The 26,394-nt window shown below is 62.1% G+C and carries 27 protein-coding genes and 1 pseudogene; 20 read left to right on the top strand and 8 right to left on the bottom strand.

Features of this window, described 5'->3' with window-relative positions:
* Nucleotides 1-47: 47 nt before the first annotated feature.
* The gene (locus DBO85_RS03410; protein ID WP_108105557.1) at nucleotides 48-923 is read right to left on the bottom strand and encodes a LysR family transcriptional regulator; all 876 of its coding nucleotides are present in this window, start codon (nucleotides 921-923) and stop codon (nucleotides 48-50) included.
* A 112-nt stretch (nucleotides 924-1,035) separates the two neighbouring features.
* Here DBO85_RS03410 and DBO85_RS03405 point away from each other — a divergent pair, with 112 nt between their 5' ends.
* The 3 genes from DBO85_RS03405 to DBO85_RS19015 all read left to right on the top strand — a co-directional run bounded on the left by DBO85_RS03405 (nucleotide 1,036) and on the right by DBO85_RS19015 (nucleotide 2,768).
* The gene (locus DBO85_RS03405; protein WP_108105253.1) at nucleotides 1,036-1,734 is read left to right on the top strand and encodes a class I SAM-dependent methyltransferase; all 699 of its coding nucleotides are present in this window, start codon (nucleotides 1,036-1,038) and stop codon (nucleotides 1,732-1,734) included.
* A 133-nt stretch (nucleotides 1,735-1,867) separates the two neighbouring features.
* Entirely contained in the window at nucleotides 1,868-2,158 is a 291-nt protein-coding gene (locus tag DBO85_RS19020; protein ID WP_146168159.1) for a hypothetical protein, read from the top strand.
* Nucleotides 2,127-2,768 carry a hypothetical protein gene (locus tag DBO85_RS19015; protein WP_146168158.1) on the top strand — a complete coding sequence of 214 codons (642 nt, stop codon included), beginning with the start codon at nucleotides 2,127-2,129 and terminating at the stop codon, nucleotides 2,766-2,768. The genes DBO85_RS19020 and DBO85_RS19015 overlap by 32 nt, the downstream gene beginning before the upstream one ends.
* A gap of 366 nt (nucleotides 2,769-3,134) precedes the next feature.
* On the opposite strand, the gene DBO85_RS03400 is transcribed toward DBO85_RS19015, so the two are convergent.
* From DBO85_RS03400 to DBO85_RS03385, 4 genes are all read right to left on the bottom strand, one after another.
* Complete coding sequence (locus DBO85_RS03400; protein WP_108105251.1) at nucleotides 3,135-4,268, bottom strand: sensor histidine kinase; 1,134 nt, start codon at nucleotides 4,266-4,268, stop codon at nucleotides 3,135-3,137.
* Between the two features lie 297 nt (nucleotides 4,269-4,565).
* Nucleotides 4,566-5,045, bottom strand: coding sequence for a YchJ family protein (locus DBO85_RS03395; RefSeq protein ID WP_407681440.1), 480 nt, complete (start codon nucleotides 5,043-5,045; stop codon nucleotides 4,566-4,568).
* Nucleotides 5,046-5,052: 7 nt separating this feature from the next.
* Entirely contained in the window at nucleotides 5,053-5,550 is a 498-nt protein-coding gene (locus tag DBO85_RS03390) for a DUF6231 family protein (protein WP_108105249.1), read from the bottom strand.
* A gap of 31 nt (nucleotides 5,551-5,581) precedes the next feature.
* Nucleotides 5,582-6,046 carry a CopD family protein gene (locus DBO85_RS03385; RefSeq protein WP_108105247.1) on the bottom strand — a complete coding sequence of 155 codons (465 nt, stop codon included), beginning with the start codon at nucleotides 6,044-6,046 and terminating at the stop codon, nucleotides 5,582-5,584.
* Nucleotides 6,047-6,121: 75 nt separating this feature from the next.
* Here DBO85_RS03385 and dinG point away from each other — a divergent pair, with 75 nt between their 5' ends.
* Both dinG and DBO85_RS19185 read left to right on the top strand, forming a co-directional pair.
* Nucleotides 6,122-8,257 carry an ATP-dependent DNA helicase DinG gene (dinG, locus tag DBO85_RS03380; RefSeq protein ID WP_108105245.1) on the top strand — a complete coding sequence of 712 codons (2,136 nt, stop codon included), beginning with the start codon at nucleotides 6,122-6,124 and terminating at the stop codon, nucleotides 8,255-8,257.
* Between the two features lie 191 nt (nucleotides 8,258-8,448).
* A pseudogene (locus tag DBO85_RS19185) lies at nucleotides 8,449-8,565 on the top strand (helicase C-terminal domain-containing protein); the annotation flags it as partial.
* Nucleotides 8,566-8,645: 80 nt separating this feature from the next.
* Here DBO85_RS19185 and DBO85_RS19010 read toward each other — a convergent pair.
* Entirely contained in the window at nucleotides 8,646-8,924 is a 279-nt protein-coding gene (locus DBO85_RS19010; RefSeq protein WP_146168157.1) for a hypothetical protein, read from the bottom strand.
* An 80-nt stretch (nucleotides 8,925-9,004) separates the two neighbouring features.
* Between DBO85_RS19010 and DBO85_RS03370 the strand changes: the two genes are divergently transcribed.
* The 3 genes from DBO85_RS03370 (at nucleotide 9,005) to pdxH (ending at nucleotide 11,772) form a co-directional block, all read left to right on the top strand.
* Nucleotides 9,005-10,162 (top strand): serine hydrolase domain-containing protein, encoded by a 1,158-nt coding sequence (locus DBO85_RS03370; protein ID WP_108105241.1) that lies wholly within the window; start codon nucleotides 9,005-9,007, stop codon nucleotides 10,160-10,162.
* A gap of 174 nt (nucleotides 10,163-10,336) precedes the next feature.
* Nucleotides 10,337-11,026 (top strand): OmpA family protein, encoded by a 690-nt coding sequence (locus tag DBO85_RS03365; RefSeq protein ID WP_108105238.1) that lies wholly within the window; start codon nucleotides 10,337-10,339, stop codon nucleotides 11,024-11,026.
* Nucleotides 11,027-11,124: 98 nt separating this feature from the next.
* The gene (gene pdxH, locus DBO85_RS03360) at nucleotides 11,125-11,772 is read left to right on the top strand and encodes a pyridoxamine 5'-phosphate oxidase (protein WP_108105236.1); all 648 of its coding nucleotides are present in this window, start codon (nucleotides 11,125-11,127) and stop codon (nucleotides 11,770-11,772) included.
* Nucleotides 11,773-12,220: 448 nt separating this feature from the next.
* Here pdxH and rne read toward each other — a convergent pair whose 3' ends face one another.
* Nucleotides 12,221-15,295, bottom strand: a complete 3,075-nt coding sequence (gene rne, locus DBO85_RS03355) for a ribonuclease E (RefSeq protein ID WP_108105235.1) — start codon at nucleotides 15,293-15,295, stop codon at nucleotides 12,221-12,223.
* 552 nt (nucleotides 15,296-15,847) lie between these two features.
* Here rne and rluC point away from each other — a divergent pair.
* The 3 genes from rluC to sppA are packed head-to-tail and all read left to right on the top strand — an operon-like array spanning nucleotide 15,848 to nucleotide 18,447.
* Nucleotides 15,848-16,801 carry a 23S rRNA pseudouridine(955/2504/2580) synthase RluC gene (gene rluC / locus DBO85_RS03350; RefSeq protein ID WP_108105233.1) on the top strand — a complete coding sequence of 318 codons (954 nt, stop codon included), beginning with the start codon at nucleotides 15,848-15,850 and terminating at the stop codon, nucleotides 16,799-16,801.
* Entirely contained in the window at nucleotides 16,794-17,486 is a 693-nt protein-coding gene (locus DBO85_RS03345) for an HAD-IA family hydrolase (protein WP_108105231.1), read from the top strand. Before rluC ends, DBO85_RS03345 begins: the two co-directional genes overlap by 8 nt.
* Complete coding sequence (sppA, locus tag DBO85_RS03340) at nucleotides 17,476-18,447, top strand: signal peptide peptidase SppA (protein ID WP_108105229.1); 972 nt, start codon at nucleotides 17,476-17,478, stop codon at nucleotides 18,445-18,447. The genes DBO85_RS03345 and sppA overlap by 11 nt, the downstream gene beginning before the upstream one ends.
* A gap of 17 nt (nucleotides 18,448-18,464) precedes the next feature.
* On the opposite strand, the gene DBO85_RS03335 is transcribed toward sppA, so the two are convergent.
* A complete protein-coding gene (locus DBO85_RS03335; protein WP_108105227.1) occupies nucleotides 18,465-19,043 on the bottom strand; it encodes a Maf family protein in 579 nt (192 codons plus the stop codon).
* Between the two features lie 110 nt (nucleotides 19,044-19,153).
* Between DBO85_RS03335 and DBO85_RS03330 the strand changes: the two genes are divergently transcribed.
* The 9 genes from DBO85_RS03330 to mltG all read left to right on the top strand — a co-directional run bounded on the left by DBO85_RS03330 (nucleotide 19,154) and on the right by mltG (nucleotide 26,386).
* Nucleotides 19,154-19,681, top strand: a complete 528-nt coding sequence (locus tag DBO85_RS03330) for a YceD family protein (protein ID WP_108105226.1) — start codon at nucleotides 19,154-19,156, stop codon at nucleotides 19,679-19,681.
* A gap of 13 nt (nucleotides 19,682-19,694) precedes the next feature.
* On the top strand, nucleotides 19,695-19,877 hold the full coding sequence (gene rpmF / locus DBO85_RS03325) for a 50S ribosomal protein L32 (protein WP_108105224.1): 183 nt from the start codon (nucleotides 19,695-19,697) through the stop codon (nucleotides 19,875-19,877).
* Between the two features lie 2 nt (nucleotides 19,878-19,879).
* Nucleotides 19,880-20,890 carry a phosphate acyltransferase PlsX gene (gene plsX, locus DBO85_RS03320; protein WP_108105222.1) on the top strand — a complete coding sequence of 337 codons (1,011 nt, stop codon included), beginning with the start codon at nucleotides 19,880-19,882 and terminating at the stop codon, nucleotides 20,888-20,890.
* A 94-nt stretch (nucleotides 20,891-20,984) separates the two neighbouring features.
* A complete protein-coding gene (fabD, locus tag DBO85_RS03315; protein ID WP_108105220.1) occupies nucleotides 20,985-21,923 on the top strand; it encodes an ACP S-malonyltransferase in 939 nt (312 codons plus the stop codon).
* A gap of 14 nt (nucleotides 21,924-21,937) precedes the next feature.
* Nucleotides 21,938-22,681, top strand: a complete 744-nt coding sequence (fabG, locus tag DBO85_RS03310; protein ID WP_108105218.1) for a 3-oxoacyl-ACP reductase FabG — start codon at nucleotides 21,938-21,940, stop codon at nucleotides 22,679-22,681.
* Between the two features lie 190 nt (nucleotides 22,682-22,871).
* Nucleotides 22,872-23,108: an acyl carrier protein gene (gene acpP, locus DBO85_RS03305; RefSeq protein WP_017937819.1), complete on the top strand. Its 237-nt coding sequence runs from the start codon at nucleotides 22,872-22,874 to the stop codon at nucleotides 23,106-23,108.
* A gap of 172 nt (nucleotides 23,109-23,280) precedes the next feature.
* Nucleotides 23,281-24,525 carry a beta-ketoacyl-ACP synthase II gene (gene fabF / locus DBO85_RS03300; RefSeq protein ID WP_108105216.1) on the top strand — a complete coding sequence of 415 codons (1,245 nt, stop codon included), beginning with the start codon at nucleotides 23,281-23,283 and terminating at the stop codon, nucleotides 24,523-24,525.
* The gene (pabC, locus tag DBO85_RS03295; RefSeq protein WP_108105214.1) at nucleotides 24,525-25,340 is read left to right on the top strand and encodes an aminodeoxychorismate lyase; all 816 of its coding nucleotides are present in this window, start codon (nucleotides 24,525-24,527) and stop codon (nucleotides 25,338-25,340) included. Before fabF ends, pabC begins: the two co-directional genes overlap by 1 nt.
* A gap of 2 nt (nucleotides 25,341-25,342) precedes the next feature.
* Nucleotides 25,343-26,386, top strand: coding sequence for an endolytic transglycosylase MltG (mltG, locus tag DBO85_RS03290; RefSeq protein ID WP_108105212.1), 1,044 nt, complete (start codon nucleotides 25,343-25,345; stop codon nucleotides 26,384-26,386).
* Nucleotides 26,387-26,394: the final 8 nt, after the last annotated feature.

Raw genomic sequence — 26,394 nt, 5'->3', positions numbered from 1 at the left:
CAGCCGGAATCTGAGGAAAAGCAATGCTGGCCGATAGGGTTTCAGTATCAGCGTGAAAGAGCATCGCAAAGTAGATCAAAAACTATACGTATGCATCGAGCTGTGCGTAGCTCCCTGTGGGTAACCAGCCAGATCGGAAATGCTACTGGTGGCACGTCCTCAAGCACTTGGACAACACCTACGGTGTCATTAGCAATATCCTCAATTTGAGCACCTATTCCAAAGCCGTGGCGTACCATTTCCCAATGAGTCGCGGTGTTGTCTGCAAAGCAGCGGAAATTAGCAGCTGTTACAGGCAGACCATGAGCTTGCAAGAATGCCAGGTAATTTCCGGAACGGTCTGCGCCAATAAAATCATGTTGCGCGATATCGGCTGCCGTGCGTGGATGGCCATTTTCGCGCACCCAGCTCTCGGCAGCATAAAAGTATCCAGATGCATTGCGAACCAATCGGCCAATTAACTCAGGTTCCGTGGGAGAAACATGGCGGATCGCAATGTCTGCCTCACGGCGAAGCAAGTCACTGAGGCCATCCGTTGGAACAACCTCCACAAATATTCCAGGCGCGAACTTACGGAGCCGAAGCAAGATTTTGGGGAGCAAGTAGGATGCAATCCCGTCGCAAGCCGATACCGAAACAACGCCCTCTAGGGATTCCGAGCGACCTTTAGCAGAAAGCCCCAGGTCTCTAGCCGCAGCACCCATCAGACGTGCATGCACCAATAGATCACTGCCCGTTGACGTCAGCACCATGGCTTTGCCTACCCGCTCGAAAAGCGTCACCCCCAGACTCTGTTCAAGCGCGGCGACCTGACGACTGAGAGTGGGTTGCGTCTGCCCGAGCTTACGCGCTGCTGCTGACAACGAGCCGGCCTCTGCTGTCTCCAGAAAAGCTCGTAGCTGATTCCAGTCGACCTTATCCATGCGTAAATGCATATGTTCTCTGCAATTTATCTCAATACCGTCAGGTGATTGGCCGGGATAGTATCAGCACTGTTGTCGGGTTTCGCCATATCCATGCAAAGGACGCACGCCCATGTACTCACCTCTCATCTCCGCCAGCGGCCGAGGTTCTGAAGATGCAACCTCTGCTGTCATGGCCAGCAAAGCACGCTTCTGGAATCGAGTGGCACGCAAATATGCGAGTGATCCTATTGCTGACCTAGATGGTTATGAAAGGACGTTGCTGCGCGTAAAAGAAATGCTGTCGACGGAGTATGAGGTACTGGAGATCGGTTGTGGCACAGGATCAACCGCACTGCGGTTGGCTCCTGCCACGCGACGATTGGTGGCCACAGATATATCCGAACAGATGATTGCCATCGCTTGCGAGAAACTCGCCAGCCACCCTGTGCCCCAGCTAGAGTTCAGTCTGGCAGATGCTGATGGGGCTTTATCGGAAGATAATGCTTTCGATATTGTCTTGGCATTTAACATGCTGCATTTAGTGTCGAGTTTGTCGCAGACGCTAAAATCGTTAGTCAAGTCTCTGAAGCCAGGTGGCTTACTAATCTCAAAGACACCCTGCCTGAGCGAGATGAACCCCTTTATACCAAACATTGCCTTGCCGCTGATGCGAGTTGTAGGCAAAGCCCCGCCTGTACTGTGTTTCACTGCTGCACAGTTAAAAAGCGCCATGGAAAAAGTTGGTTTAGATATTGTTTCTGTAGAGCGCCATGGGAGTAAGGGCAGGGACTTTCGTATTTTTATAGTTGCGCGAAATGTTAATTTCTGAAGCTAATTGCTGATTCCCTAAGTCTAGAATAGGTCGGCTTGGCCTCCAGTCGAGTTCCCATATAGCACAAGAGAATTCCTTAACTGGAAGTTATTTCTTGAGGCTTCACTTTGTCAAAAAAAGGAGCTTTAAAATGAAAAAGCATGCTTTTGCCTTTATGTTTAGCGTTCAATTTGCTTTGGCTGGCTGCGCCAGTAACGGCAATCAGTTTGGTAGCCATGCGATTCTGTCTGAACAAGGGCAACAGTCGCGGTTGAATGAGGTACGTGCAGGATCATCAAATAATCCTGATACTGGGATGAGCGCGCGGGACACTGTGGAAACAGTCCAGGATATTACTCAAACTGCTCGTGAAGCCAAATCTACCGTGTATGAGGTAAGGCGAACCCTCGATGAGCTTAAAGGACTTATGGAGGGTTGGTGAGTTGAAGGCTCATTCGGTTTCATATTGCGCAGCGTTAATGGCTCTTGTGCTTTTCCCGTTTTATGCCCAGGCTCGCCCATGTGTAGAGGGTGTTTGCCTGGGGGATTCAATACACGCGGTTGAAGAGTTCAGGTACGAAACTGTCGAGTCATTTGGTCGTCAATTATCTCCTCGCAAGAAGCGGGAGTTGGATGCTACCTACCCAAGGTACCCGGCGGAGTTGGCTATGCCACTTTTACAGGGTCGATTTGATAATAAAATACTTATGATGTTGCCTGCGGTGAACAAAGCATGCTCACCCAGGAGCATGATCGGAAAGACGCTTGAGTCTGCAGGTGTGCAAACACAATTCACACTGCAACTTGATACCGCTGGGAGTTGGAAGGTTGTGGGAATTGCGCAGATTTTCCCATCTCTAACTCGCGATGAGTTGAGCAGGCTAGCTGTTGAGCTGGACAAAAAGTATGGGAAGTATTCAATTCACTCTGCAAATAAAGCGCCACATTATACGTATGTCTTCAATCCTAATCTGGCGCAACCCTATTTCGTGCTGGCTCAACCCATGCCAGACAAAAAAATGATGGAAAAATACAGGCGTAGTTGCGCTTGATTAATATCCGGCGCTATCTGCTTTGTCGGTTTTATGGATATTAATTTCTATCAGGCGTTCAGCTCTCATGTCTGAGTTTTTTGATTTTTATCCTGAGCTGGAAGGTGAAATGGCCAAATATATTGGCCCCGGCTTCGGGAATTCTGGCAATAGCAATTTCTGTTTATCTGGTTGTGCCGGTCTCTACGCTATATGGCTGCATTGTTGGCGTTGAGCTTGTCTATGCCGAGTTTGAAATAAAACGATTAGAAGTCGATGGGTTGGAAGCTGAGTTTCTTGAAAAGTGGGGACAGGCCACGAGTTAATTAGTTATTTCGTGGTCTGTCCCCGATGGCTTCACAGCGTCCGGTAGTCAAGGATTCTGCGCTAGGCCGCTTTGGACTCATTCAATGGAATCCGCACCGTAAAGGTCGTTCCGCTACCGGCGCTGGAGTCGACGTCGATACTGCCCATGTGCGCGTTGACGATCGCCGAGGCGATGTAGAGGCCAAGCCCCAGGCCGGCGCCATATTCGAGGTTGCCGCTTTGCAGGTGGCGGACCATTGGGTTGAACAGGCTGCTTTTCGCGCTTTCTTCGATGGGCATTCCTGCGTTGTGCACTGCCAGCACGGCGTGGCCGTCGTCGCTACTCAGGTTGACGGTGACGGTCGAGCCTGGCTCGCCGTGCTGCAGGGCATTGCCGATCAGGTTGGCGATCACCTGCTCCATGCGCGATCTGTCGAAGTGGCCGAGGAGGCTGGGTTCGGACTGCAGCACTATCTGCCGGTCCGGGTTGTAGGCCCTGGCTTCCTCGACCATGCCTTCGCAAGCCTGCGCCAGGTCATCGTCGACCATGCGTACCGGGATGCCGGCGCCGGAATGGGTGCGGGTGAAGTCGAGCAGGTCGCCGACGATCTTTATCGCGCGATTCACGCTGGTGTAGATGCGCGACACGTTCTTGGTCGGTTTGGGCGCTAGATCGCCCGCGCGCAGCAGTACTTCCGAACTGAGCAGGATGGCGCCCAGGGGGCTGCGCAGGTCATGCCCGAGAATGCCGAGAAACACGTTGCGGGCGGCGTCCACGGCATCGGTATAGCTGACTACCGACTCGGCAATTGCCTGGTCGATGGCTTCGTTGAAGCGAACGATGTCCGACACCTTCTGCTCGGGGGTCACCTTCGCCGAGGGCATCCACAGCATCAGCACGCTGGTGCGCAGCGCGCGGTATTCGGCGAGCATCTGGCCGATGGTGAAGCCCGAGAAGTGGCGCAGGTCCGCGTGCGTTTCGGCAGCGGTGGTTGCGCGCGAATCCGGCGCTTCGCCCTGGGATTTGGAGATCCGTGCCTTGACCGTCTGGGTGGTGCGCAGATCGGCGGCGATGGTGCACAGCATCTGTTCCGCGTGGTCGCGCAGTTCCGCGGAGTCCATCCCGGAGGCTCCGGGGGTCATGGTCTTGGCGAAGTCTTCCCAGTGCTGCAGGATGGGCTCGATGTTTTCCAAGATGAAGTCGGCCAGGCGCATGGTTGCTCCCCTTTGGGTGTGTAGGTAGACGGCGACGCACTGATCAGTGCAGAGGAGCGAGTGGCGAGACTACAGGTACAAGGGCGTACCGCGGAAACTATAGGTGTCGTGCGCGCACGTGCTGCGCGCGTGGCCGCGGCAGGGGATGCATGTCTCTATCGGCATGTGCGGCGTCTTGCTTCCAGGTCCGCCGCCTGAGTTACGCCTGTGCGGACGCCACAGTTGGCGTTGGGCGGGTGGAGGATGCGATCCTGGGCCTGGGCTTGCTCGGTGCCGATCTGCGTGGATGCCCTGTTCTTAGCCCAGATAAGGCGCGCAGCACTTCTTGAACTTGCCGCCATTACCGCACGGGCAGGGATCGTTGCGGCCGGCTTTCAGCGGTGCGGTGGGGTCGATGAAGTACCAGCGACCGGCGCTCTGGACGAAGGCCGAGCGTTCGCGGTGGGCATGTTCGCCGCCGGCGTCGCGCCAGCGGGCGATGAAGGTGACATGGGCGTGCAGGGCGTCGCCGGGCACCGCTTCTTCGCTTTCCACGTCGAGGCCAAGCCACTGGCTCTGCCGGCTCCACTGTTCGATGCCGGCGCGGTCCAACGCGGCCTGCTGGGCGGGCAGGGTGGTGGCGATCAGGTAGTCGATCAGACCCAGTGCGTAGGCGCTGTAGCGTGAGCGCATCAGTTCGGAAGCGCAGTTGGGCAGCGCGCCGGCATGCAGGCGGCCGCAGCACTGAGCCAGCGCTTGCTGGCTGCCGCAGGGGCACAGGTTCGGCTGCAAGGTCATGTGCGCCTCACCACCAGTACTTCCCAAAATTCTCCGGATTGGCCCAGAACTTGGCGTTGAGCCAGTCGGGCACCTGCTTGTAGTCGAGCAGATCGTAGGTGAACAGGGTCAGGGTCTGTTCGTCGCGCTGGAAACGTTCGCTGGCCTGCAGGGCGAGGGCGAAGAAGTCGGTTTCCTGCCAGGGGCAGGCGTCCAGGTCGGCCAGCACGGCAACGCGGTTGGTGTTGAGGTTGCGGATGCCGCCGAGCAGTTCCTGGGCGTCGCGCTTGGGCATGTGCTCCAGGCAGTCGACCAGCAGGGCAAGGTCGTAGCGCTCGCCCGCGTGGTCGGCGCTGAGGGCGGCGGCGGGGTTGTGCGTCAGTTGCGCGGACGGGTGGGCTTCCAGCCAGGCGCTGAGCGCCGGCAGTTCGCTGGCGCCGACCAGCAGCACACGCTGCGGTGCGTAGCGGGCGAGCAGGGCAGCCAGCGCCTGCTGCGGGGTGCGTTGGGAAAGCGGAGCGCTCATGGATGTTCCTCGTGAAGCCGGAAAAGGCGGTTCAGAAACTCGGGCGGGCGACGGCGACGAATACCAGTACCACGCCGACCAGCAGGTTGGCGCCGACCATGCGGCGGATATCGCCCAGCGCGGCGCCGCCGGCCGGCCAGTCGCCTGCTTCGACCGCGCGACGCAGCGGTGGCAGAAGCAGCAGTTGCACGCGCAGGAACAGTGACAGCATCACCAGGTACAGGCCGATCATCAGCTGCACATGGAAGGGCATCTGCGCAAAGCCGCCGAAACCCATGTGCAGCATGCCCACACCGCTGATCGGCAGGATCAGCACCGCGGCCCAGACCCAGAGGAAGAAGCGCGGGAAGACATCGAACCACAGGCGCAGGCGCTCGGGCGGTTGCAGGGCCGAGACGGCGGCCGGGCGCAGGATCATCCAGGCGAAGAACATGCCGCCGACCCAGACCAGCGCGGCGAGGTTGTGCAAGGCGAGAAGCGCGTGAAACGGGGACATTCGGCAAACTCCGCTGGCGGTCGAAAAAACGCGCGCTATGATAGCCGCCCGTTGCCGATACTGAAAATTTGTCCAGTGCTTAGCCCAGAACTCAAATCCCAGATCCAGGGTGCCTACAGCCGTTTTCTCGAGGCCAAGGAGCTCAAGCCGCGCTATGGCCAGCGCCTGATGATCGCCGAGATCGCCAAGGTGCTCGGCACGATCAAGGTGGACGAGGAAGGGCGCCGCGCCGGCGAGCCGGCAGTGGTGGCGGTCGAGGCGGGCACCGGGACCGGCAAGACGGTGGCCTACAGCCTGGCGACCATTCCGCTGGCCAAGGCCGCCGGCAAACGCCTGGTGATCGCTACCGCGACGGTGGCGCTGCAGGAGCAGATCGTGTTCAAGGATCTGCCAGATCTGATGCGCAACAGCGGGCTGAATTTCAGCTTCGCCCTGGCCAAGGGGCGTGGTCGCTACCTGTGTCTGTCGCGTCTGGATGCGCTGCTGCAGGAAGGTCAGGCGCAGAGCGCCACCGCGCAGATGTTCGAGGAGGAAGGCTTTCGTCTGGATGTCGACGAAGCCAGCCAGAAGCTCTACACCCAGATGGTCGAGAAACTCGCCGGCAACCGCTGGGATGGCGACCGCGACAGCTGGGCGCAGGAGCTGGACGATGCGGCCTGGTCGCGGCTGACCACCGATCACAGCCAATGCACCAACCGGCATTGTCCGAACTTCCAGCAGTGCGCCTTCTACAAGGCCCGCGAAGGCATGACCAAGGTCGATGTCATCGTCACCAATCACGACATGGTGCTGGCCGACCTGGCGCTGGGCGGCGGCGCGGTGCTGCCCGACCCGCGCGACACCCTGTATGTGTTCGACGAGGCGCATCACCTGCCGGACAAGGCCATCGGCCACTTCGCCCATTTCACTCGCCTGCGCTCCACCGCCGACTGGCTCGGCCAGGTGGAGAAGAACCTGACCAAGCTGCTCGCCCAGCATCCGCTGCCGGGCGACCTGGGGCGGCTGATCGAGAAGGTCCCGGAACTAGCGCGCGAGCTGCGTAGCCAGCAGCAGTTCATGTTCGCGGCCTGCGAGCAGTTGGCCGACTTCAAGGCCGGCGAGGACATGAGCGGTCGCGAGCGGCCGCGGCATCGCTTCGTCGGCGGGCTGGTGCCGGAGCATCTGAGCGAGATGGGCCTGGAACTGAAGAAGGGCTTCGCGCAACTGAACGACGTCTTCACCCGGCTGACCGAGCTGCTCAAGCAGGCAATGGATGGCGAAGGCAGCGTCGGCCTGGCCAGCCACCAGGCCGAGGAGTGGTATCCGCTGTTTGGTAGCCTGCTGGCCCGCGCCCAGGGCAACTGGGAGCTGTGGACCGCCTTCACTACTGAAGATCCCGAGGACAGCCCGCCGATGGCGCGCTGGCTGACCCTGGCCGAGTTCGGCGATATCGAGGTCAACGCCAGCCCGATCCTCGCCGCCGAGACCCTGCGGCGCAATCTGTGGAACGTCGCCTATGGTGCTCTGGCGACCTCGGCGACCCTGACCGCACTGGGCACCTTCGACCGCTACCGCATGCGCGCCGGCTTGCCGCGCAGCGCTGCCACCGCGGTGGTGCCCAGTCCGTTCCACCATGCCGAGGCGGGGGTGTTGCGGATTCCCGATCTCAAGGCCGATCCGCGTGACGTGCCGGCGCATACCGCGGCCATCGTCCGCGAGCTGCCACGCCTGGTCGAGGGCTCGCGCGGCACCCTGGTGCTGTTCTCCTCGCGCAAGCAGATGCAGGACGTCTTCGACGGTCTGGAGCGCGAGTGGCGCAAGCGCGTGCTGATCCAGGGCAACCTGTCCAAGCAGGAGACGCTGAACAAGCACAAGGCGCGGGTGGATGCCGGCGAGCCGGGGGTGCTGTTCGGCCTGGCCAGTTTTGCCGAGGGCGTCGACCTTCCCGGCGCCTATTGCGAGCACGTGGTGATCGCCAAGATTCCCTTTGCGGTGCCGGACGATCCGGTCGAGGCGGCGCTGGCCGAGTGGATCGAGGCGCGCGGCGGCAATCCCTTCATGGAAATCGCCGTGCCCGATGCCTCGCTACGCCTGGTGCAGGCCTGCGGCCGACTGCTGCGTACCGAGGCCGACCGCGGCAGCATTACCTTGCTCGACCGGCGCATGGTCACCCTGCGCTACGGCAAGGCAATCCTCAACGCGCTACCGCCGTTTCGCCGCGAGATCGAGTAGGGCAGGCGGGGGAGGGTTCAGGCCACTCGCCGGCACGTCCAAACCTGGCCAGGCCGAGCTCCCTGCTGGTCTCGGCATTCCTTATCCGATTCGGTGCCGGCGCAGGTTGGAGGTGGCAATCGTAGGGTGGATCGCGCTTTACCGATCCACCGTTTTTGGTGGATGAAAAAGGCGTCATCCACCCTACGTTCCTGCGCACCGAGGCGGACCGGGCCAGCATCACGCTGCTCGACCGGCGGATGGTCACCCAGCGCTACGGCAAGGCAATCCTCAACGCGCTACCGCCGCTTCGCCGCGAGATCGAGTAGGGCGGGCGGGGGAAGGTTCAGGCAACTCGCCGCCGCGTCCAGCCAGGCCACGCCGAGCTCCCTGCAGGCCACACCATCCCTCATCCGTCGCTGCGGGCCACCTTCTCCCGGAGGGAGAAGGACAGCTGCAGGGCGCTGGCGCGATGTGGTTCTGAAGAGCTGCGAGCATGCACGGCTTTTCCCTCTACCTCCGGGAGAGGGTGCCGAAGGCGGGTGAGGGATGGTTCAGGCAGCTCGCTGTCGGGTTGTTGCTGATCCATCGCGACTTTCCTGTGCGGCATCAGCGCTTCCTTATCCGACGCACCCATTGCCTGACGCAGTGCTTGGACGTCATTCAGCCGCTCGATGAAGGTGCGCAAGCGGGGTCGAGCGGTTCCCTTCGCCTCCGTGCGCTGGAACAATGAGCCCTCTCCGAGAACAACAAGACAGAGGACCAGCCGTGCAGATTCAGGGTTATTTCGATCTGAAGTTCGAACCGGTGCGCGACGCCTTTGCCGCGCTTTTCGACAACCCACAGGAGCGCGGCGCCGCGCTGTGCATCCAGGTCGGCGGTGAGACGGTGGTCGATCTCTGGGCGGGCACCAGCGACAAGGCCGGCGGGCAGGCCTGGCACAGCGACACCATCCTCAACGTGTTCTCCTGCACCAAGACCTTTACCGCGGTGGCCGCGCTGCAGCTGGTAGCCGAGGGCAAGCTGGAGCTGGATGCCCCCGTTGCGAAAATCTGGCCGGAGTTTGCCGCTGCCGGCAAGCAGGCTGTGACGCTGCGCCAGTTGCTCGCGCATACCGCGGGCGTCACCGGCGTGCGCCAGCCGCTGGCACCGGAAACCCTCTACGACTGGGATGCGATGTGCGCGGCGCTGGCCGCCGAGGCGCCCTGGTGGACGCCGGGCCAGGCGCATGGCTACTCGCCGATCAGCTATGGCTGGTTGATCGGCGAGCTGCTGCAGCGCGTCGACGGCCGCACTCCGGGGCGTTCGATCATCGCCCGCACCGCTGCGCCACTGGGGCTGGATTTCCATATCGGCCTGGCAGATGGGGAGTTCGTCCGGGTGGCGGAAATTGCCCGTGGCAAGGGCAGCCTGGGCGATGCAGCGGCGCAGCGGTTGCTTGGGGTGATGCTCGGGGAACCGCAGGCGCTGAGCACCCTGGCGTTCAACAATCCACCGTCGGTAATGACCAGCACCAACAAGCCCGAGTGGCGGCGCATGGAACAGCCGGCGGCGAATGGCCACGGCAACGCGCGCAGCCTGGCCGGGTTCTACGCCGGACTGCTCGATGGTCGTCTGCTTGATACGGCGCTGCTGGCGGAGATGACCCGCGAGCAGGCCGTCGGCGAGGATCGCACGCTGCTCACTCGTACCCGCTTCGGTCTGGGCTGCATGCTTGATCAGCCGGGCGATGCGGGCGGCGGCACCTTTGGCCTTGGTCCGCAGGCGTTCGGTCATCCGGGCGCTGGTGGCAGCCTGGGTTTTGCCGACCCGGAGCGCGCGCTGGCCTTCGGTTTCGTCACCAATACCCTGGGGCCTTATGTGTTGATGGACCCGCGGGCGCAGACGCTGGCCCGCGCCGCCGGTCGCTGTCTCGCCGGCAAGTGAGAACCGCTGGTCGATTTGCGCCTCACAGGCTTTGCGAATCAAGCTGTTGCGTACAGAATCCAGAACGCGCATCAGCAGTGACCGGCGAAGCCGGCGCCGCTGCCGATGTTCCGCATGCGGCCAGGCCGGTGGCTCGTCGTTGTTGATCAAGCAGTCAAGACAATGGAAAACCCCATGACCCTGTTGAAGTCCTTACCCCTGTTCGTTTGCCTTGGCTTGCTGGCCGCCTGCAGCAGCCGCGAAGTTGAGCCGGAAGTTCCGCAGATGCCGCCGCCGGAAGTCTCCCAGGCCTGGCTCGACGAGTACGAACCGAAGGTGAAGGAAGCCATCGTCGGCAGCGGTTTCGAACTGGAGCGCAAGGAAAACGTTCTGCTGGTGATCGCGCCGGCAGACCTGACCTTCAACAAGGACCGTCCGAGCATGCTGATGCCTTCCACCCTCGGCCCGTTCAGCAAGATGGCCAAGCTGGTGGAAGCCGACGAGCGCGTCGGTATCCTGATTCTCGGGCACGCCGACAGCAGCGGCGCCTACCAGCTCAATCGCGACCTGAGCCGCGACCGGGCTGCGTCGGTAACTGCCATCTTTCGCCTCAGTGGTCTGAAGCAGGACCGTCTGCTGCGCCAGGGGGTTGGTTCGGATATGCCGCGGGCGGCGAATGACAGCAAGGAAGGCCGGGCGCTGAACCGTCGCGTGGAGATCATCCTGACCCGCAAGGACACCCTGGTTGCACTCATCAGTCAGTACAACCGCCCCTCCCCGGCGGTTGCGGCCACGGTGGCGGTGCCTGCGCCAGACAAGCCGGCTGAACCTGCGAAGAGCACCGCCAAGCCGACGCCGCGCGTGGTTGCCGCCAAGGAGCAATAGGCACGCGTCGGTCGCCGCTCAACTAAGTTGCGGCAGGTCAAGCCGCCGACGTCGGCAATGGTTAAGCTTGCCGCTCCTGCTGCCTGGAGACTCGAGCAATGACCCGCACCCTGGCCGACATGCGCCGCGACTACACCCGTGACGGCCTGAGCGAAACTCAGGCCCCCAGCGAACCTTTCTCCCTGTTCCACCAGTGGTTTGCCGAGGCTGTCGATATCGAACAGCACCCGGTGGAGCCCAATGCAATGACCCTGGCCACGGTGGACGAGCAGGGCCGCCCGCATTGCCGGGTGCTGCTGCTCAAGGCGCTGGACGAGCGCGGCTTCACCTTCTTCACCAACTACGACAGTGCCAAGGGCGCCGAGCTGGCCGCGCGTCCGTTCGCCGCTATGACCTTCTTCTGGCCCAGCCTGGAGCGCCAGGTGCGTATCGAGGGGCGAGTGGAGAAGGTGTCGGCGCAGGAGTCCGATGCCTATTTCCAGGTGCGGCCGCTGGGCAGTCGGCTGGGTGCCTGGGCCTCGCCGCAGAGCAGGGTGATCGCAGACCGCCAGGAACTGGAGCGTCTGCTGGCGGAAACCGAACAGCGCTTCCTCGATACGGCTCCGCATTGCCCCGAGCATTGGGGCGGGTATCGCCTACTGCCGGAACGCATGGAGTTCTGGCAAGGCCGCGCCAGCCGCCTGCATGACCGCCTCAACTACCGTCTCGCCGAGAACGGCTGGCAGCGTGAGCGCCTGGCACCCTGAGCCGCGCTGACGGGTGGATTACGCCGCTACGCGGCTAATCCACCCTGCGCATTGCCCTCCTTCGACCCGCATGCCCCGAAGAGCGCAGCGCATTGCGCCGTGGTGCCGAGCACGCTGCGGGTGGTGGATTACGCCGCTGCCGCGGTTAATCCACCCTACGGTGGCCGGATGTCCTCCGGTGCTTCGCATGCTCCTGTAGGGCGCAATAAGCGCAGTGCATTGCGCCGTAGCGCCTGCTCGGACCGCCATCATTCCTGAATGAACTAAGGCTGGTGGATTACGCCGCTGTGCGGCTAATCCACCCTACGAGAGCACCTACCACGTCTGCCGCGCTTCGAGTGCTCCGGTAGGCGTAGTAAGCGGAGCGCACTGCGCTGGCGTTCGGCAAATCCAGCCCACAAAAAAGGGGGACGCTTGCGCATCCCCCTTTTTATGTTGCAGCGACTGCTTACTGCTGCGGCTTGGGCTCTTCACCCGCTACCGTGGCGCTGTCATCGCTCTCGCTCACGCGCTCGCTGATCGGCTCGACCGGAGTCGCTACCTCTTCAGCGGCCACCTGGGCCGGGGCGGGGACCGCTTCGCTGGCCTGGTCGGCGGCAACCTCGGCTTCAGCCGCTACCGGCTGTTCCTCGACTACGGCTGGTTGGGCCTGCGGATTCTCGGCGGCTTCGCGGGCAAGGCGCTCGGCCTCGCGCTGGCGGCGTCGAACTTCGCGCGGATCGTTGGGTGCCCGGCCGCCGCTGGCGACAGGTGCTTCCACGACCGGTGCCGGTTCCACTACTTCAGCAATTGCCTCAGGGGCCGGCGCCTCGCTGACTACCTGCGCAGCGGGCTGCGCGATCACCTCGGCTTCGACCGCTGCAACCGGCTCTGCCTGAGGCGCGACGACTGCTGCCGGCTGCTCGAACGTCTCGGCAGGCTGCGCGACCTGGGCGGCTGCGGCCTGAGCTTCGACCACCTGAACTTCGCTGGCGACGACCTCTTCGTTGCGCTCGGTGACCGCTTCGATTTCGTTGCTGTCAACGAAAGCAGCTTGCGGCTGTGTAGTCTCGGGTTGAGTAACCTCTGGCTGAACGGCTTCGGACGGCTGAGCGCTGGCCTGGTCGGCAGCAATGGCAACCGCTGCGACAACCGGAGCTACCGGAGTAGCGTTCTCGTCCGGTGCGCTGTCTTCTGCACTTTCGATCAGGTTGCCGTCGGCATCACGCTGGCGTTCGCGACGGTTGCTGCGGCGGCGCTGGCCACGCGAACGACGGCGCGGACGCTCGCCATTCTCGTTGCCTTCGTTGCCTTCTTCATCGTTGCCGGCTTCGTCGTTCAGCAGTTCTTCATCGCTGGCGGACTCGGCAGCGGCCGGGCGCGGCTGGCGCTCTTCACGCGGAGGACGCGGCTGGCGCTCTTCGCGCGGCTTGCGCTCGACACGCTCCTCGCTCTGAGTCTCGGCGTTGACGTCGGTCGGCGCTTCGGTCTGTGCATCGAGCGGCTCGCGCAGTTCACGCGGACGACGCTCTTCACGCGGCTCACGCGGCTTGCGGTCTTCGCGTGGCGGACGCTCGCGACGGGTGGCTTCCTGCCCCTCACGCGGCTCGCGCACTTCGCGCGGCTGACGCTCTTCACGTGGCTCGCGGGCTTCACGCGGTTGGCGATCCTCACGTGGCTCACGCGGTGCGCGCTCCTCGCGTGGTTTGCGCTCTTCGTCACGACGGTTGCCACGGCTGCGGTTCTGTTGACGGCCGTTACGACGCTCGTCACTGCGCGGCGAACGTTGGCCGGCGGGCTTCTTCTCCGGAACAGCGGGCTTGACCGGCTCTTCCTTGGAGGCGAACAGGCCGACCAGGGATTTGACCAGGCCCTTCAGCAGGCCGGTCTCAGGAGCCTTGTGGGCAACCGGCTGCGCCTCTTCGGCAGCGGCTGCCACGACCGGAGCGGGTCGGGTCGGGGCGGTCTTGATCGCGGCTTCCTGGCGCACCAGGGTACGGGTGGAGGCGACGGTCGGGGCTTCTTCGACTTCGGCGGCGGCGATCTCGTAGCTGGACAGGCCGGTGAGGACTTCCGGGCTGTCGTCGCGCAGACGCTGGACTTCGAAGTGCGGCGTTTCCAGATGATCGTTGGGGATGATCACGATGCGCGCACGGGTGCGCAGTTCAATCTTGGTGATGCTGTTGCGCTTCTCGTTGAGCAGGAAGGCGGCAACCGGAATCGGCACCTGGGCGCGAACCTCGGCGGTGCGATCCTTGAGGGCTTCTTCCTCGATCAGGCGCAGAATGGCCAGCGACAGCGATTCGACGTCACGGATGATGCCCTGACCGTTGCAACGCGGGCAGACGATGCCGCTGGTCTCGCCCAGCGAGGGGCGCAGACGCTGGCGGGACATCTCCAGCAGGCCGAAGCGCGAGATGCGGCCAACCTGGACGCGGGCGCGATCGGCTTCGAGGCTTTCGCGGACCTTTTCTTCCACGGCGCGCTGGTTCTTCGCCGGCGTCATGTCGATGAAGTCGATGACGATCAGGCCGCCAATATCGCGCAGGCGCAGCTGGCGGGCGATTTCCTCAGCCGCTTCCAGGTTGGTCTGCAGCGCGGTTTCTTCGATGTCGCTGCCTTTGGTGGCGCGCGCCGAGTTGATGTCGATGGACACCAGAGCTTCGGTCGGATCGATGACGATGGAGCCGCCCGACGGCAGCTTCACTTCACGCTGGAAGGCGGTTTCGATCTGGCTTTCGATCTGGAAGCGGTTGAACAGCGGGACGCTGTCCTCGTAGAGCTTGATCTTGCTGGCGTACTGCGGCATCACCTGCTGGATGAAGGACAGGGCTTCTTCCTGGGCTTCGACGCTGTCGATCAGCACTTCGCCGATGTCCTGGCGCAGGTAGTCGCGGATCGCGCGGATGATGACGTTGGATTCCTGATAGATCAGGAAAGGAGCGGCGCGCTCTTCCGAAGCGCTCTTGATCGCCGTCCACAGTTGCAGCAGGTAATCCAGGTCGGCCTGCATTTCCTCGCTGGAACGACCCATGCCGGCGGTACGCACGATCAGGCCCATGTCGGCCGGTGCGTTCAGGCCGTTGAGGGCCTCGCGCAGCTCGTTGCGTTCTTCGCCTTCGATACGGCGGGAGATGCCGCCGGCGCGGGGATTGTTCGGCATCAGCACCAGGTAACGACCGGCGAGGCTGATGAAGGTGGTCAGGGCTGCGCCCTTGTTGCCGCGCTCTTCCTTCTCGACCTGGACGATGACTTCCTGGCCTTCACGCAGCACTTCCTTGATGTTCACCCGGCCTTCGGGGGCCTTGCTGAAGTACTCGCGGGAGATTTCCTTGAGTGGCAGAAAGCCGTGGCGTTCGGAGCCGAAGTCGACGAAGGCGGCCTCGAGGCTGGGCTCTACGCGGGTGATCTTGCCCTTGTAGATGTTGGCTTTCTTCTGTTCACGGGCGCCGGACTCGATGTCCAGATCGTAGAGGCGTTGGCCTTCTACCAGGGCAACACGCAACTCTTCGGGTTGAGTTGCGTTAATCAGCATTCTCTTCATGTTGTACCAATGGTTTCCGGGGCTGCCGGAAGCCGCGTTCGGTACACACGACGTTCAGGTCGGTGTCAGGCGCGTCAGAAACGGTCGTAAATCGTTCCAATGTCTAGCGACGGTGGGCTCTTGGCCGGGGTCGCGACGGACGTCTCCTGCATTCTGTGATGACACAGAAGCAATAAATCAGGAGGAGGAATCAGGCGCATCGGCAGCGGACGAAATGAAGCGTCTTGGTGAATCTACGCTGCTCGGCTTCTGTGCATCTCCACCCTACACGCATCTCTGAAAATCGGGCACCGCTCGCAGAATCCGCAGCGGGTTGGCTTCATTGCCCACGCTCGGAAGCGCAGGCGTCAGTGGCTCAAGGCTTTGTTCGTAAAAGAGCGCTCAGATGACGTCACTCGTTTTGCAGGATGGCCTTGCATCCTTGATGTTGTGCACGCGGTGGAGAGAGCTTGTTGCGATCATCCCCGAACCGGGCCGATTTTGGCGGCCTCGGGACTATATCAGCAATCATTAAGTGCTTCAAATCAATAAAAAATTGTTATCATCGCCGGCATGACGAATCCCGCCCCGGCTGCCTCTGCCGTCCAGTTTCTCGAAGTCGAACCCGAACTGGCCGGTCAGCGTATCGACAATTTCCTGCGTACCCGTTTGAAGGGTGTGCCCAAGACGCTCATCTATCGCATTCTGCGCAAGGGCGAAGTGCGCGTGAACAAGGGGCGGATCAAGCCCGACTACAAGCTGCAGGCTGGTGATGTGGTGCGGGTTCCGCCGCTGCGCATGAGCGAGCCTGATGAGCCGGCGCCGCTGGCGCAGGGGCTGCTGGAACGGCTCGAGGCTGCCATCGTTTATGAGGACAAGGGGCTCATCGTGCTGAACAAGCCGGCCGGTATCGCCGTGCATGGCGGCAGCGGGTTGAGCTATGGCGTAATCGAGGCGTTCCGCCAGCTGCGTCCGGATGCCAAGGAGCTGGAGCTGGTACACCGGCTGGATCGCGATACCTCGGGCCTGCTGATGATCGCCAAGAAGCGCAGCATGCTGCGCCATCTGCACGAGGCGTTGCGCGGTGATGGCGTGGACAAGCGCTATCTGGCGCTGGTGCGCGGCAGCTGGCCGACGTCGAAGAAGCGCGTCAGTGCGCCGCTTTTGAAGAACACGCTGCGCTCGGGCGAGCGCATGGTGGAGGTCAATGACGAGGGCAAGGAGGCGCTGACGCTGTTTCGTGTGGTACGGCGCTTTGGCGAGTTCGCCACGCTGGTCGAGGCCAGTCCGATCACCGGGCGCACCCATCAGATTCGTGTGCATGCCCGGCATGCCGGGCACAGCATCGCAGGTGATCCGAAATATGGCGACGAGGCGTTCGATCGCGAAGTCCGCGATCTCGGCGGCAAGCGCCTGTTCCTGCATGCACACAGCCTGCGTCTGACCTTGCCGGACGGCACTGAGCTGACGGTCGAGGCGCCGGTCGATGAGCTCTGGTCTGCCACGCTGGAGCGCCTGAGTGCCTGACTACAAGCTGCTGATCTTCGATTGGGACGGCACCCTGGTGGATTCCATCGGTCGTATCGTCGATTCGATGCGTGCAGCCAGTGATGCCTGTGGTTTGCCGCGGCTCGGTGATGCGCGCATCAAGGGCATCATCGGCCTCGGTCTGCCCGAGGCGGTCGCCAGTCTCTATCCCGAGCTGGATGACGCACGATGCATCGAGCGTTTCCGTCATCACTACAGCGAGCACTATCTCACTCTGGAAAGCCAGCCTTCGCCACTGTTTTCGGGTGTCGCCGAGGCTTTGGAAGATTTTCGCGCGGCGGGCTATCTGCTGGCCGTTGCGACCGGCAAGAGTCGTGCGGGTCTGGATCGGGTGCTGCGCGGCCGGGATTGGCAGGATTTCTTCGATATCACTCGTTGTGCCGACGAGACTGCGAGCAAGCCTGAGCCGCTGATGCTCGAACAGATCATGGCGCACTGCGCTGTGGGGCCTGCACATTCGTTGATGGTGGGGGATTCGATCTTCGATCTGCAGATGGCGCGCAACGCTGGGGTGGACTCGGTGGCTGTAGGTTACGGTGCCCAGTCTTTGGATGAGTTGCATCGGCACGGTCCGCGCCTGGCGATCAATGAGTTTTCGCAATTGCGCACCTGGCTGGAATCGCCGGTGCGTCAGTCAATCGAGGTGAGTGAGCATGTCGGATGAGTGGAAGGCGTCGGCCGGCGATGACAAGAGCTGGAAGCTGCTCGAAAAAACCCTGCTGGCCAGCGTTCAGGAGCAACGTCGTTCGCGACGCTGGGGCATCTTCTTCAAGGTGCTGACCTTCGTGTACCTGTTCGGTGCGCTGCTGATCTTCTCGCCGGCGATGAAGATGCAGGGCGCTGCGACTTCCGGTGATGGGCATACCGCGATCATCGAGGTGCGCGGCATGATCGCGGATCGCGAGCTGGCCAGTGCGGACAATATCGTTGGCAGCCTGCGCAAGGCATTCGAGGATGAAAAGACCAAGGCGATCATCCTGCGTATCAACAGTCCGGGTGGAAGCCCGGTGCAGTCCGGCTATATCTATGACGAGATTCGCCGGCTGCGCGCAGAGCATAGCGAGATCAAGGTTTACGCGGTGATCACCGATCTGGGGGCTTCCGGGGCTTATTACATTGCCAGTGCCGCGGATGAGATCTATGCCGACAAGTCCAGCCTGGTCGGTTCCATCGGGGTGACCGCCGCCAGCTTCGGCTTCGTCGAGACCATGGAGAAGCTGGGTGTCGAAAGGCGCGTCTATACCTCCGGTGAGCACAAGGCGTTCCTCGATCCCTTCCAGCCGGAGAAGGAAGACGAGCGGGTGTTCTGGCAGGGGGTCCTGGAAGCCACGCATCGCCAGTTCATCGACAGCGTGAAGAAGGGTCGTGGTGAGCGCCTCAAGGATGCCGAGCATCCCGAGCTGTTCAGTGGCCTGGTCTGGTCTGGTGAACAGGCGCTCGCGTTGGGCCTGGTGGACGGGCTGGGTAGTACCAGCTACGTCGCCCGGGAGATTGTCGGTGAGGCCAATCTGGTTGATTTCAGCGTGCAGGAAACGCCCTTCGATCGCTTCACCAAGCGCCTTGGTGCCAGTGTCGCCGAGCATCTGGCGATGTGGATGGGCTTCCAGGGGCCGACGCTGCGCTGATGCTGAAGGCGTGTCGATCAGGGGATTTGCACGCCTTCGGCCAATAGCATGTCGACCAGGCGAATCAATGGCAGTCCGATCAGACTGGTGGCGTCCTCGCCCTCGGTGCGACGGAACAGGCTGATACCAAGACCTTCGGCCTTGAAGCTGCCGGCGCAGTCGTAGGGTTGCTCGGCGCGCAGGTAGCGCTCGATGCGATCCTCCTCCAGTTCGCGAAAGTCCACATTGAAGCGGATGTGGTCGACCTGGCAGTGGCCCGTCCGGCTGTTCAGCAGTGCCAGTCCGGTGAGAAAGCTGATGCGCCGTCCGCTGGCGGCGAGCAGCTGATTGCGAGCACGCTCGTGATTGCCGGGCTTGCCGAGAATGTAGCCGTCGAGAACGGCTACCTGATCGGAGCCGATGATCAGGTGCCCTGGATGGCTCGCCGCCAGCGCTGTGGCTTTGTTCCGTGCCAGACGTGTGACCAGATCCTCTGCGGCTTCCCCGGCGAGCGGGCTCTCGTCTATGTCCGGTGATGCCGTGGTGAAGGGCAGGCGCAGGCGCTCGAGGAGTTCGCGTCGGTAGCGGGAGCTGGAGGCCAGCAGCAGGGGTGGCATGGAAGTCCTACCTATATATAAAGGAAAGGAATTCTAGCCCCGGCGACTCATCCGGCACAGGCGGAAATTCCTTTGACAGGGGCGGGGTGCATCCCTAGAATGCGGCGCCTATGTTGAATGGGCCGATTCCACCTCATGTCGATCCGCGCAAGCTGGCTGATCGCGGCACCACCCTCAAGGGGGAGATGCCGCTAGCCGGTTTCACGCGGCTTTGCGAAGCGATTGCTGAAGGCTCCGGGACTGTACGTGCGGAGTTGGAGTTCGATCGCGACGAACAGCACACTGTGGTCATTCGCAGTTCGCTGGATGTCGATGTGAAGATGGAGTGCCAGCGTTGTCTGGAACTGGTCACGCTGCCGATCCACAGCGAATGCGAATACGCGGTGGTACGCGAGAGTGCCAATACCCAGTCGCTGCCGAAAGGCTACGACGTACTGGAAGTGGGAGAGGATCCTCTGGATCTTCTGGAGCTGATCGAGGAAGAGCTTCTGCTCGCCTTGCCCATCGTCCCTGCCCATGCTCCGGAAGATTGCCAGCAGCCGGCGGGTCTCGAAGAGCCCGAACCGAGCGAGGACGAGGTGACCCGGTCCAACCCGTTCAGTGTTTTGGCGCAGTTAAAGCGTGACCCAAACGTTTAGGAGTTAATAAATTATGGCTGTTCAGCAGAACAAAAAATCCCGTTCCGCTCGTGACATGCGTCGTTCCCACGATGCCCTCGAGGCCAGCGCACTGTCCGTCGAGAAGAGCACCGGTGAAGTTCATCTGCGCCACCACGTCTCCCCGGACGGCTTCTATCGTGGCCGCAAGGTGATCGACAAGGGCGCCGACGAGTAACCTTGTCAGCTCCGGTTATCGCTATCGATGCAATGGGTGGGGACTTCGGTCCCCACTGCATTGTTCCGGCCTGCCTTCAGAGCCTGGCCGAATTCCCCTCGCTGCATCTGGTGCTGGTTGGCCAGTCATCCCTCCTGGAAGAACTTGTTTCTGCCGAGCCTTCGGTGGATCGTTCCCGTCTGCGAATCCTGCACGCTGCTGACGTTATCGGCATGGCTGAACGTCCGTCGCAGGCGCTGCGCGCCAAGGCTGACTCGTCGATGCGGGTTGCTCTGCAGTTGGTTCGCGATGGTGAGGCGCAGGCCTGTGTCAGTGCCGGCAACACCGGCGCGCTGATGGCTTTGTCGCGCTACGTGCTGAAGACCCTCCCAGGTATCGACCGTCCCGCAATGGTCACCGCCATTCCCACCGAGGCCGGCCACACCCATCTGCTTGATCTGGGCGCAAACGTCGACTGCAGTGCTGAGCACCTCTATCAATTCGCCGTCATGGGGATGGTGGCCGCCGAGGCGCTGGGGATCGAGCGTCCGCGGATCGCGTTGCTGAACATCGGTACAGAAGACGTCAAGGGCAATCAGCAGGTAAAGCTTGCCGCCAGTCTCCTGCAGCAGGCGCCAGGGCTGAACTATGTCGGCTTCGTTGAGGGTGATGGTCTTTACCGCGGAGAGGCCGATGTGGTGGTCTGCGACGGCTTCGTTGGCAACATTCTGCTCAAGGCCAGTGAAGGACTTGCCGGGATGATTGCCGGGCGAATCCAGCGGCTGTTCTCGTCGAGCCTGCTGGCACGCCTTGCCGGTGTGGTGGCGATGCCACTGCTACGCGGGCTGCAGGCCGAGCTGAGTCCGGCTCGGCATAACGGTGCCAGCTTTCTAGGGTTGCAGGGCATCGTCGTCAAGAGCCATGGCTCGGCGGGTGTGGAGGCCTTCCGCAGCGCCATCCGCCTGGCTCATCGGGAAATTCGCGAGGACCTGCCGCAGCGCCTGCATGGACGGCTGGAGCATCTGTTGCTGTAGGATGTGACCCCTGTTTCAGGTCGGCCATCCAAGCGACAGTCTGATCAACGGTCACCCGGCTGATCTTTCATCGAGTTCACAGGGATTTTTCTGCATGTCCGCTTCCCTCGCATTTGTTTTCCCCGGTCAGGGGTCCCAGTCGCTCGGCATGCTCGCAGAGCACGGTGCCGGCAGTTCTCTCGTTCTGGATACCTTCTCTGAAGCGTCCGCCGCCCTGGGCTACGATCTCTGGGCGCTGACCCAGCAGGGTCCTGAAACGGCGTTGAATCAAACCGACAAGACCCAGCCGGCCATTCTCACGGCCTCCGTGGCCCTTTGGCGTCTCTGGCTGGCAGAGCAGGGCGCCGAGCCGGCCTTCGTCGCGGGCCACAGTCTTGGCGAATACTCCGCGCTGGTCGCTGCCGGCAGCCTGCCGTTTGCCGCTGCGGTCAAGTTGGTGGAGCTGCGCGGGCAACTGATGCAGCAGGCTGTGCCTGCAGGTCAGGGGGGTATGGCTGCGATTCTCGGTCTGGAAGATGCCGATGTGCGCGCTGCTTGCGATGAGGCAGCGCAGGGCGAGGTGGTGAGCGCGGTCAATTACAACGCACCCGGCCAGGTGGTGATCGCCGGTTCTGCCGCGGCAGTCGAGCGGGCGATCGAGGGCTGCAAGGCTCGTGGTGCCAAGCGTGCCATGCCGCTTCCGGTCAGCGTGCCGTCGCACTGTGCGCTGATGCGCCCGGCAGCCGAGCGCTTCGCCGAGGCGGTCACTGCCATCGACTGGCAGCAACCGAAAATTGCCCTGGTGCAGAACACCAGCGCTGCAGTGGTTAGCGATCTGGATACCCTCAAGCAGGATCTGCTGGCGCAGTTGTATAGCCCGGTTCGCTGGGTGGAGTCCATGGTTGCGCTGAGCGCGCGTGGGGTTACCGATCTGGTCGAGTGTGGGCCCGGCAAGGTCCTGTCTGGGCTCAACAAGCGCTGCGTCAAAGGTATCGGTACCCATAATCTGGATACTCCGGAAGCATTTTCAGCGGCCCGCGCCGCCCTGGTTTGAGCAAGGAGATACGCATGAGTCTGCAAGGCAAGGTGGCGCTGGTTACTGGCGCAAGTCGTGGTATCGGTCAGGCCATTGCGCTGGAACTGGGCCGTCAGGGCGCTATCGTCATTGGCACCGCAACCAGCCCGACGGGTGCCGAACGCATCGCCGAGACGCTCAAGGCAAATGGCATCGAAGGTGCCGGGCTGGTTCTGGATGTCGGTAACGACGAGTCCGTAGCCAGTACGCTGGAGCATATCCAGCAGCATCTCGGGCAGCCGCTGATCGTGGTCAACAATGCCGGTATTACCCGCGACAATCTGATGCTGCGGATGAAGGACGACGAGTGGTTCGATGTCATCAACACCAACCTGAACAGCCTGTATCGCCTTTCCAAGGCGGTGCTGCGCGGCATGACCAAGGCACGCTGGGGGCGGATCATCAACATCGGCTCGGTGGTCGGAGCCATGGGCAACGCCGGCCAGACCAACTATGCTGCCGCCAAAGCCGGGCTCGAGGGCTTCAGTCGCGCTCTGGCGCGCGAGGTCGGCTCGCGAGCCATCACCGTGAATGCGGTCGCGCCGGGTTTTATCGATACCGACATGACGCGCGAACTTCCCGACGCACAGCGTGACGCTCTGCTGGGGCAGATTCCGCTGGGTCGTCTGGGGCAGGCCGAGGAGATCGCCAAGGTCGTGGCTTTCCTGGCTTCTGACGGCGCAGCCTATGTCACTGGGGCGACCATCCCGGTGAATGGCGGCATGTACATGAGTTGAATGTGACGAAAGTCACCAGAAAGTTGTCATACAGCCCGTCTACAATTCGCCATCGAGCCGCATCTGGTTGAAGATGGATGCCTTGAGGGGCGCAGGGTGGCAGGCGAGCAGCTTGAAATGCTGAAAACCCTTTCTATACACTAACCCGCAGACCAGCTGCTGGACTGTCCACTAGGAGTGAAAACTAGGTATGAGCACCATCGAAGAACGCGTCAAGAAAATCGTTGCCGAGCAACTTGGCGTCAAGGAAGAGGAAGTGACCAACAGTGCTTCCTTCGTTGAAGACCTGGGTGCCGACTCCCTTGACACCGTTGAGCTGGTGATGGCTCTGGAAGAGGAATTCGAGACCGAAATTCCGGACGAGCAGGCCGAGAAGATCACCACTGTCCAGGAAGCCATCGACTACATCACTGCGCACGCGCAATAAGTAGTCGATTCCTGTACGAAGAAAGCCGCACTGCCTTCATTGGAGTGCGGTTTTTCTTTCCGCTGGAGAAAGTTGGCTCCGTCCTTCCTGGCTGCTTCCGGCAGCTTCGGGTAGTCCGACGTGCGAGCTGAATCGAGAGCTGCAATAAATATCTGGTTTTGAGGAGATTGCTGTGTCGCGTAGACGCGTCGTGGTCACCGGAATGGGCATGCTGTCGCCGTTGGGCACCGATGTCGCAAGCAGTTGGGACGGCATTCTTGCCGGGCGCAGTGGCATTGCCCCCATCGAGCATCTGGATCTGTCTGCCTTTTCCACCCGCTTCGGCGGATCGGTGCGCGGGTTCGATGTGGAGCAGTACCTCTCTGCCAAGGAAGCACGCAAGCTCGACCTGTTCATCCAGTACGGCCTGGCTGCGAGTATCCAGGCAGTGCGTGATTCGGGCCTAGAGGTCACCGACGCCAACCGTGAGCGCATTGGCGTGGCCATGGGCTCGGGCATCGGCGGCCTGACCAATATCGAAAGTAACTGCCGCTCGTTGCACGAGCAGGGCCCTCGGCGGATATCGCCGTTCTTCGTGCCTGGCTCGATCATCAACATGATTTCCGGGTTCCTGTCGATCCATCTCGGCCTGCAGGGTCCCAACTACGCCATCGCCACGGCGTGCACCACGGGTACTCACTGCATCGGCATGGCTGCCCGCAACATCATGTACGGCGAAGCTGACGTGATGGTGGCCGGCGGCGCCGAGATGGCCGCCTGTGGCATCGGCATGGGCGGCTTTGCTGCGTCCCGCGCACTTTCCACGCGCAACGACGAGCCGACCCGGGCCAGTCGCCCCTGGGATCGGGATCGCGACGGTTTCGTGCTCTCCGATGGTGCCGGTGCGTTGGTGCTGGAAGAGCTGGAGCATGCTCGTGCGCGTGGCGCCACCATTCACGCCGAAATCATCGGTTTCGGCATGAGCGGCGATGCCTACCACATGACGGCACCCCCGGAAGATGGCGCCGGCGCGGCACGTTGCATCGGCAATGCCCTGCGCGATGCTGGACTGAATCCGCAGCAGGTTCAGTACATCAACGCCCACGGCACCTCCACTGCAGCCGGTGATATCGCCGAGGTATCGGCCATCAAGTCGGTGTTCGGCGACAGTGCCAGGAGCGTAGCGGTCAGTTCGACCAAGTCGATGACCGGCCACCTGCTGGGTGCGGCAGGTGCAGTTGAGGCGATCTTCAGCATTCTCGCCATTCGTGATCGCGTGGCGCCACCGACTATCAACCTGGACAACCCCGGTGAAGGTTGCGACCTCGACTTCGTCCCCCACGAAGCGCGGGCCATGCCGGTGGACGTGGTGCTATCCAATTCCTTCGGGTTTGGCGGTACCAACGGTTCGCTGATCTTCCGTCGCTTCAACGGTTGATGCCCCACTGGGTCGATGGTCAGCCCGCTGAAAGCCTGCCCCTGGAAGACCGGGGGCTGGCCTACGGTGACGGGCTGTTCGAGACCCTGGCTGTTCGTCACGGCCAGCCGCTGCAGTTGGAGCGTCATCTGTCGCGGCTGGCTGAAGGCTGCGAGCGCCTGGCCATTGCGGTTGATCTCGAACAGGTGCGCGAGGAACTCGAACTGTTCTGTCGACAGCTGGGCGACGGCGTAGCCAAGCTGATCCTCACCCGTGGCGATGGCTTGCGTGGTTACGCTCCGCCATCTCTCGCACGCTCGCGTCGCATCATCATGGGCGCGTCACAGCCGATTTACCCCGTCGGCAATGCGCAGGACGGCATCGAGCTGTACGAGTGCCGCACGCGCCTGGCCGAGCAGCCGCTGTTGGCCGGCCTGAAGCATCTGAATCGGCTGGAGCAGGTCCTGGCCCGTGCCGAGTGGCAGGACATGCGCTACGCAGAAGGTCTGGTTTGCGATGTTTCGGGCCGGATTGTCGAAGCGGTTTTCAGTAACCTTTTCCTGATCCGTGAGGGTGTCCTGCAGACCCCGGCTCTGACCCGTTGCGGCGTGGCTGGGGTGATGCGCGCCGAGCTGCTGGAGCATGCTGAAAGCCTTGGCGTCCCCTGTGTCGTGGGCGACTACGAACGGGCCGATTTGTTGGGGGCCGACGAGATATTCGTCTGCAACAGCCTCTATGGTGTCTGGCCTGTGCGGCGCTTCGCGGGGCGCGACTGGCCGGTCGGTCCACTCACCCGTACACTGCAGGCCTTTGCCCGCAGGCTGACGGACGGTTGACGGTGATTCGCAAGTTCTTTTCCCTATTGCTGTTACTGATTGTGCTCTCTGCGATGGCGCTGGGATATGTCGCCTGGGCTGTCGGCAACAGCGTGCGTCAACCGCTGTTGATCGACCAGGAGCAGATGCTCGAAGTCGCACCGGGCGCCACCCCCGGTGGACTGATCAATCGCCTTGCGGCCGACGGAATCCTTCAGGATCCGCTGTGGCTGCGTCTCTACTGGCGCCTCAACCTGGCCCAGAGCAAGTTGCACAGTGGCGAGTATCGGCTGGAGCCGGGCATGACCGCCGGCGATCTGCTGGATTCCTGGCGCAGCGGTGACGTCGTGCAATACAGCCTGACGCTGGTCGAGGGCTGGAATTTTCGCCAGTTCCGCGCCGAGCTGGCACGTCATCCCAAGCTTGCGCAGGAGCTGGCCAGTGCCAGTGACGCAGAGGTAATGGCGGCACTGGGGCAGGCGGGCGTTCATCCGGAGGGGCGTTTCTTTCCGGACACCTATCGCTACGTCAAGGGCATGCGTGACCTCGACCTGTTGCGCCAGGCCCACGCCAGGATGCAGCAGGTGCTTGAGCAGGAGTGGGATTCGCGCGATGAGGGGCTGCCCTACGCTGACGCCTATCAGGCGTTGATCATGGCCTCGCTGATCGAGCGTGAGACCGGAGTGCCTGAGGAGCGGCGCGAGATCGCCGGAGTATTCGTGCGGCGGCTGCGCATCGGCATGCGCCTGCAGACCGATCCCACGGTCATCTACGGCATGGGCGAAGCCTACAATGGGCGCATCACTCGAGCCGATCTGCGTCGTCCGACGCCGTACAACACCTACGTGATCGACGGGATGCCGCCTACGCCGATCGCCATGCCGGGGCGTGAGGCAATTCACGCGGCGCTGCATCCCCTGGCCGGCAGAAGTCTGTACTTCGTGGCACGTGGTGACGGTAGTCACGTATTTTCCGCAACGCTCGACGCGCACAATCGTGCGGTGCGCGAGTATCAGTTGAAGCGTCGCTCGGACTATCGCTCGAGCCCTGCGCCTGCTGGCCGATGAAGCAACGG

This window comes from Pseudomonas mangrovi (assembly GCF_003052585.1).
In the GTDB taxonomy this organism is placed as follows: domain Bacteria; phylum Pseudomonadota; class Gammaproteobacteria; order Pseudomonadales; family Pseudomonadaceae; genus Aquipseudomonas; species Aquipseudomonas mangrovi.
The sequence above is the reverse complement of the archived record's forward strand: the minus strand, read 5'-3'. Positions and strand labels throughout refer to the sequence as shown.

Coding starts and splice junctions, on each gene's coding strand:
- rpmF (WP_108105224.1), top strand. CDS start 19,695: ATGGCTGTTCAGCAGAACAAAAAATCCCGTTCCGCTCGTGACATGCGT.
- DBO85_RS19015 (WP_146168158.1), top strand. CDS start 2,127: ATGAGCTTAAAGGACTTATGGAGGGTTGGTGAGTTGAAGGCTCATTCG.
- DBO85_RS03405 (WP_108105253.1), top strand. CDS start 1,036: ATGTACTCACCTCTCATCTCCGCCAGCGGCCGAGGTTCTGAAGATGCA.
- DBO85_RS19020 (WP_146168159.1), top strand. CDS start 1,868: ATGAAAAAGCATGCTTTTGCCTTTATGTTTAGCGTTCAATTTGCTTTG.
- DBO85_RS03385 (WP_108105247.1), bottom strand. CDS start 6,046: ATGTCCCCGTTTCACGCGCTTCTCGCCTTGCACAACCTCGCCGCGCTG.
- DBO85_RS03410 (WP_108105557.1), bottom strand. CDS start 923: ATGGATAAGGTCGACTGGAATCAGCTACGAGCTTTTCTGGAGACAGCA.
- DBO85_RS03330 (WP_108105226.1), top strand. CDS start 19,154: ATGTTGAATGGGCCGATTCCACCTCATGTCGATCCGCGCAAGCTGGCT.
- fabG (WP_108105218.1), top strand. CDS start 21,938: ATGAGTCTGCAAGGCAAGGTGGCGCTGGTTACTGGCGCAAGTCGTGGT.
- DBO85_RS03400 (WP_108105251.1), bottom strand. CDS start 4,268: ATGCGCCTGGCCGACTTCATCTTGGAAAACATCGAGCCCATCCTGCAG.
- rluC (WP_108105233.1), top strand. CDS start 15,848: ATGACGAATCCCGCCCCGGCTGCCTCTGCCGTCCAGTTTCTCGAAGTC.
- DBO85_RS03395 (WP_407681440.1), bottom strand. CDS start 5,045: ATGACCTTGCAGCCGAACCTGTGCCCCTGCGGCAGCCAGCAAGCGCTG.
- DBO85_RS03335 (WP_108105227.1), bottom strand. CDS start 19,043: ATGCCACCCCTGCTGCTGGCCTCCAGCTCCCGCTACCGACGCGAACTC.
- DBO85_RS03390 (WP_108105249.1), bottom strand. CDS start 5,550: ATGAGCGCTCCGCTTTCCCAACGCACCCCGCAGCAGGCGCTGGCTGCC.
- pdxH (WP_108105236.1), top strand. CDS start 11,125: ATGACCCGCACCCTGGCCGACATGCGCCGCGACTACACCCGTGACGGC.
- DBO85_RS03365 (WP_108105238.1), top strand. CDS start 10,337: ATGACCCTGTTGAAGTCCTTACCCCTGTTCGTTTGCCTTGGCTTGCTG.
- sppA (WP_108105229.1), top strand. CDS start 17,476: ATGTCGGATGAGTGGAAGGCGTCGGCCGGCGATGACAAGAGCTGGAAG.
- rne (WP_108105235.1), bottom strand. CDS start 15,295: ATGAAGAGAATGCTGATTAACGCAACTCAACCCGAAGAGTTGCGTGTT.
- fabD (WP_108105220.1), top strand. CDS start 20,985: ATGTCCGCTTCCCTCGCATTTGTTTTCCCCGGTCAGGGGTCCCAGTCG.
- acpP (WP_017937819.1), top strand. CDS start 22,872: ATGAGCACCATCGAAGAACGCGTCAAGAAAATCGTTGCCGAGCAACTT.
- pabC (WP_108105214.1), top strand. CDS start 24,525: ATGCCCCACTGGGTCGATGGTCAGCCCGCTGAAAGCCTGCCCCTGGAA.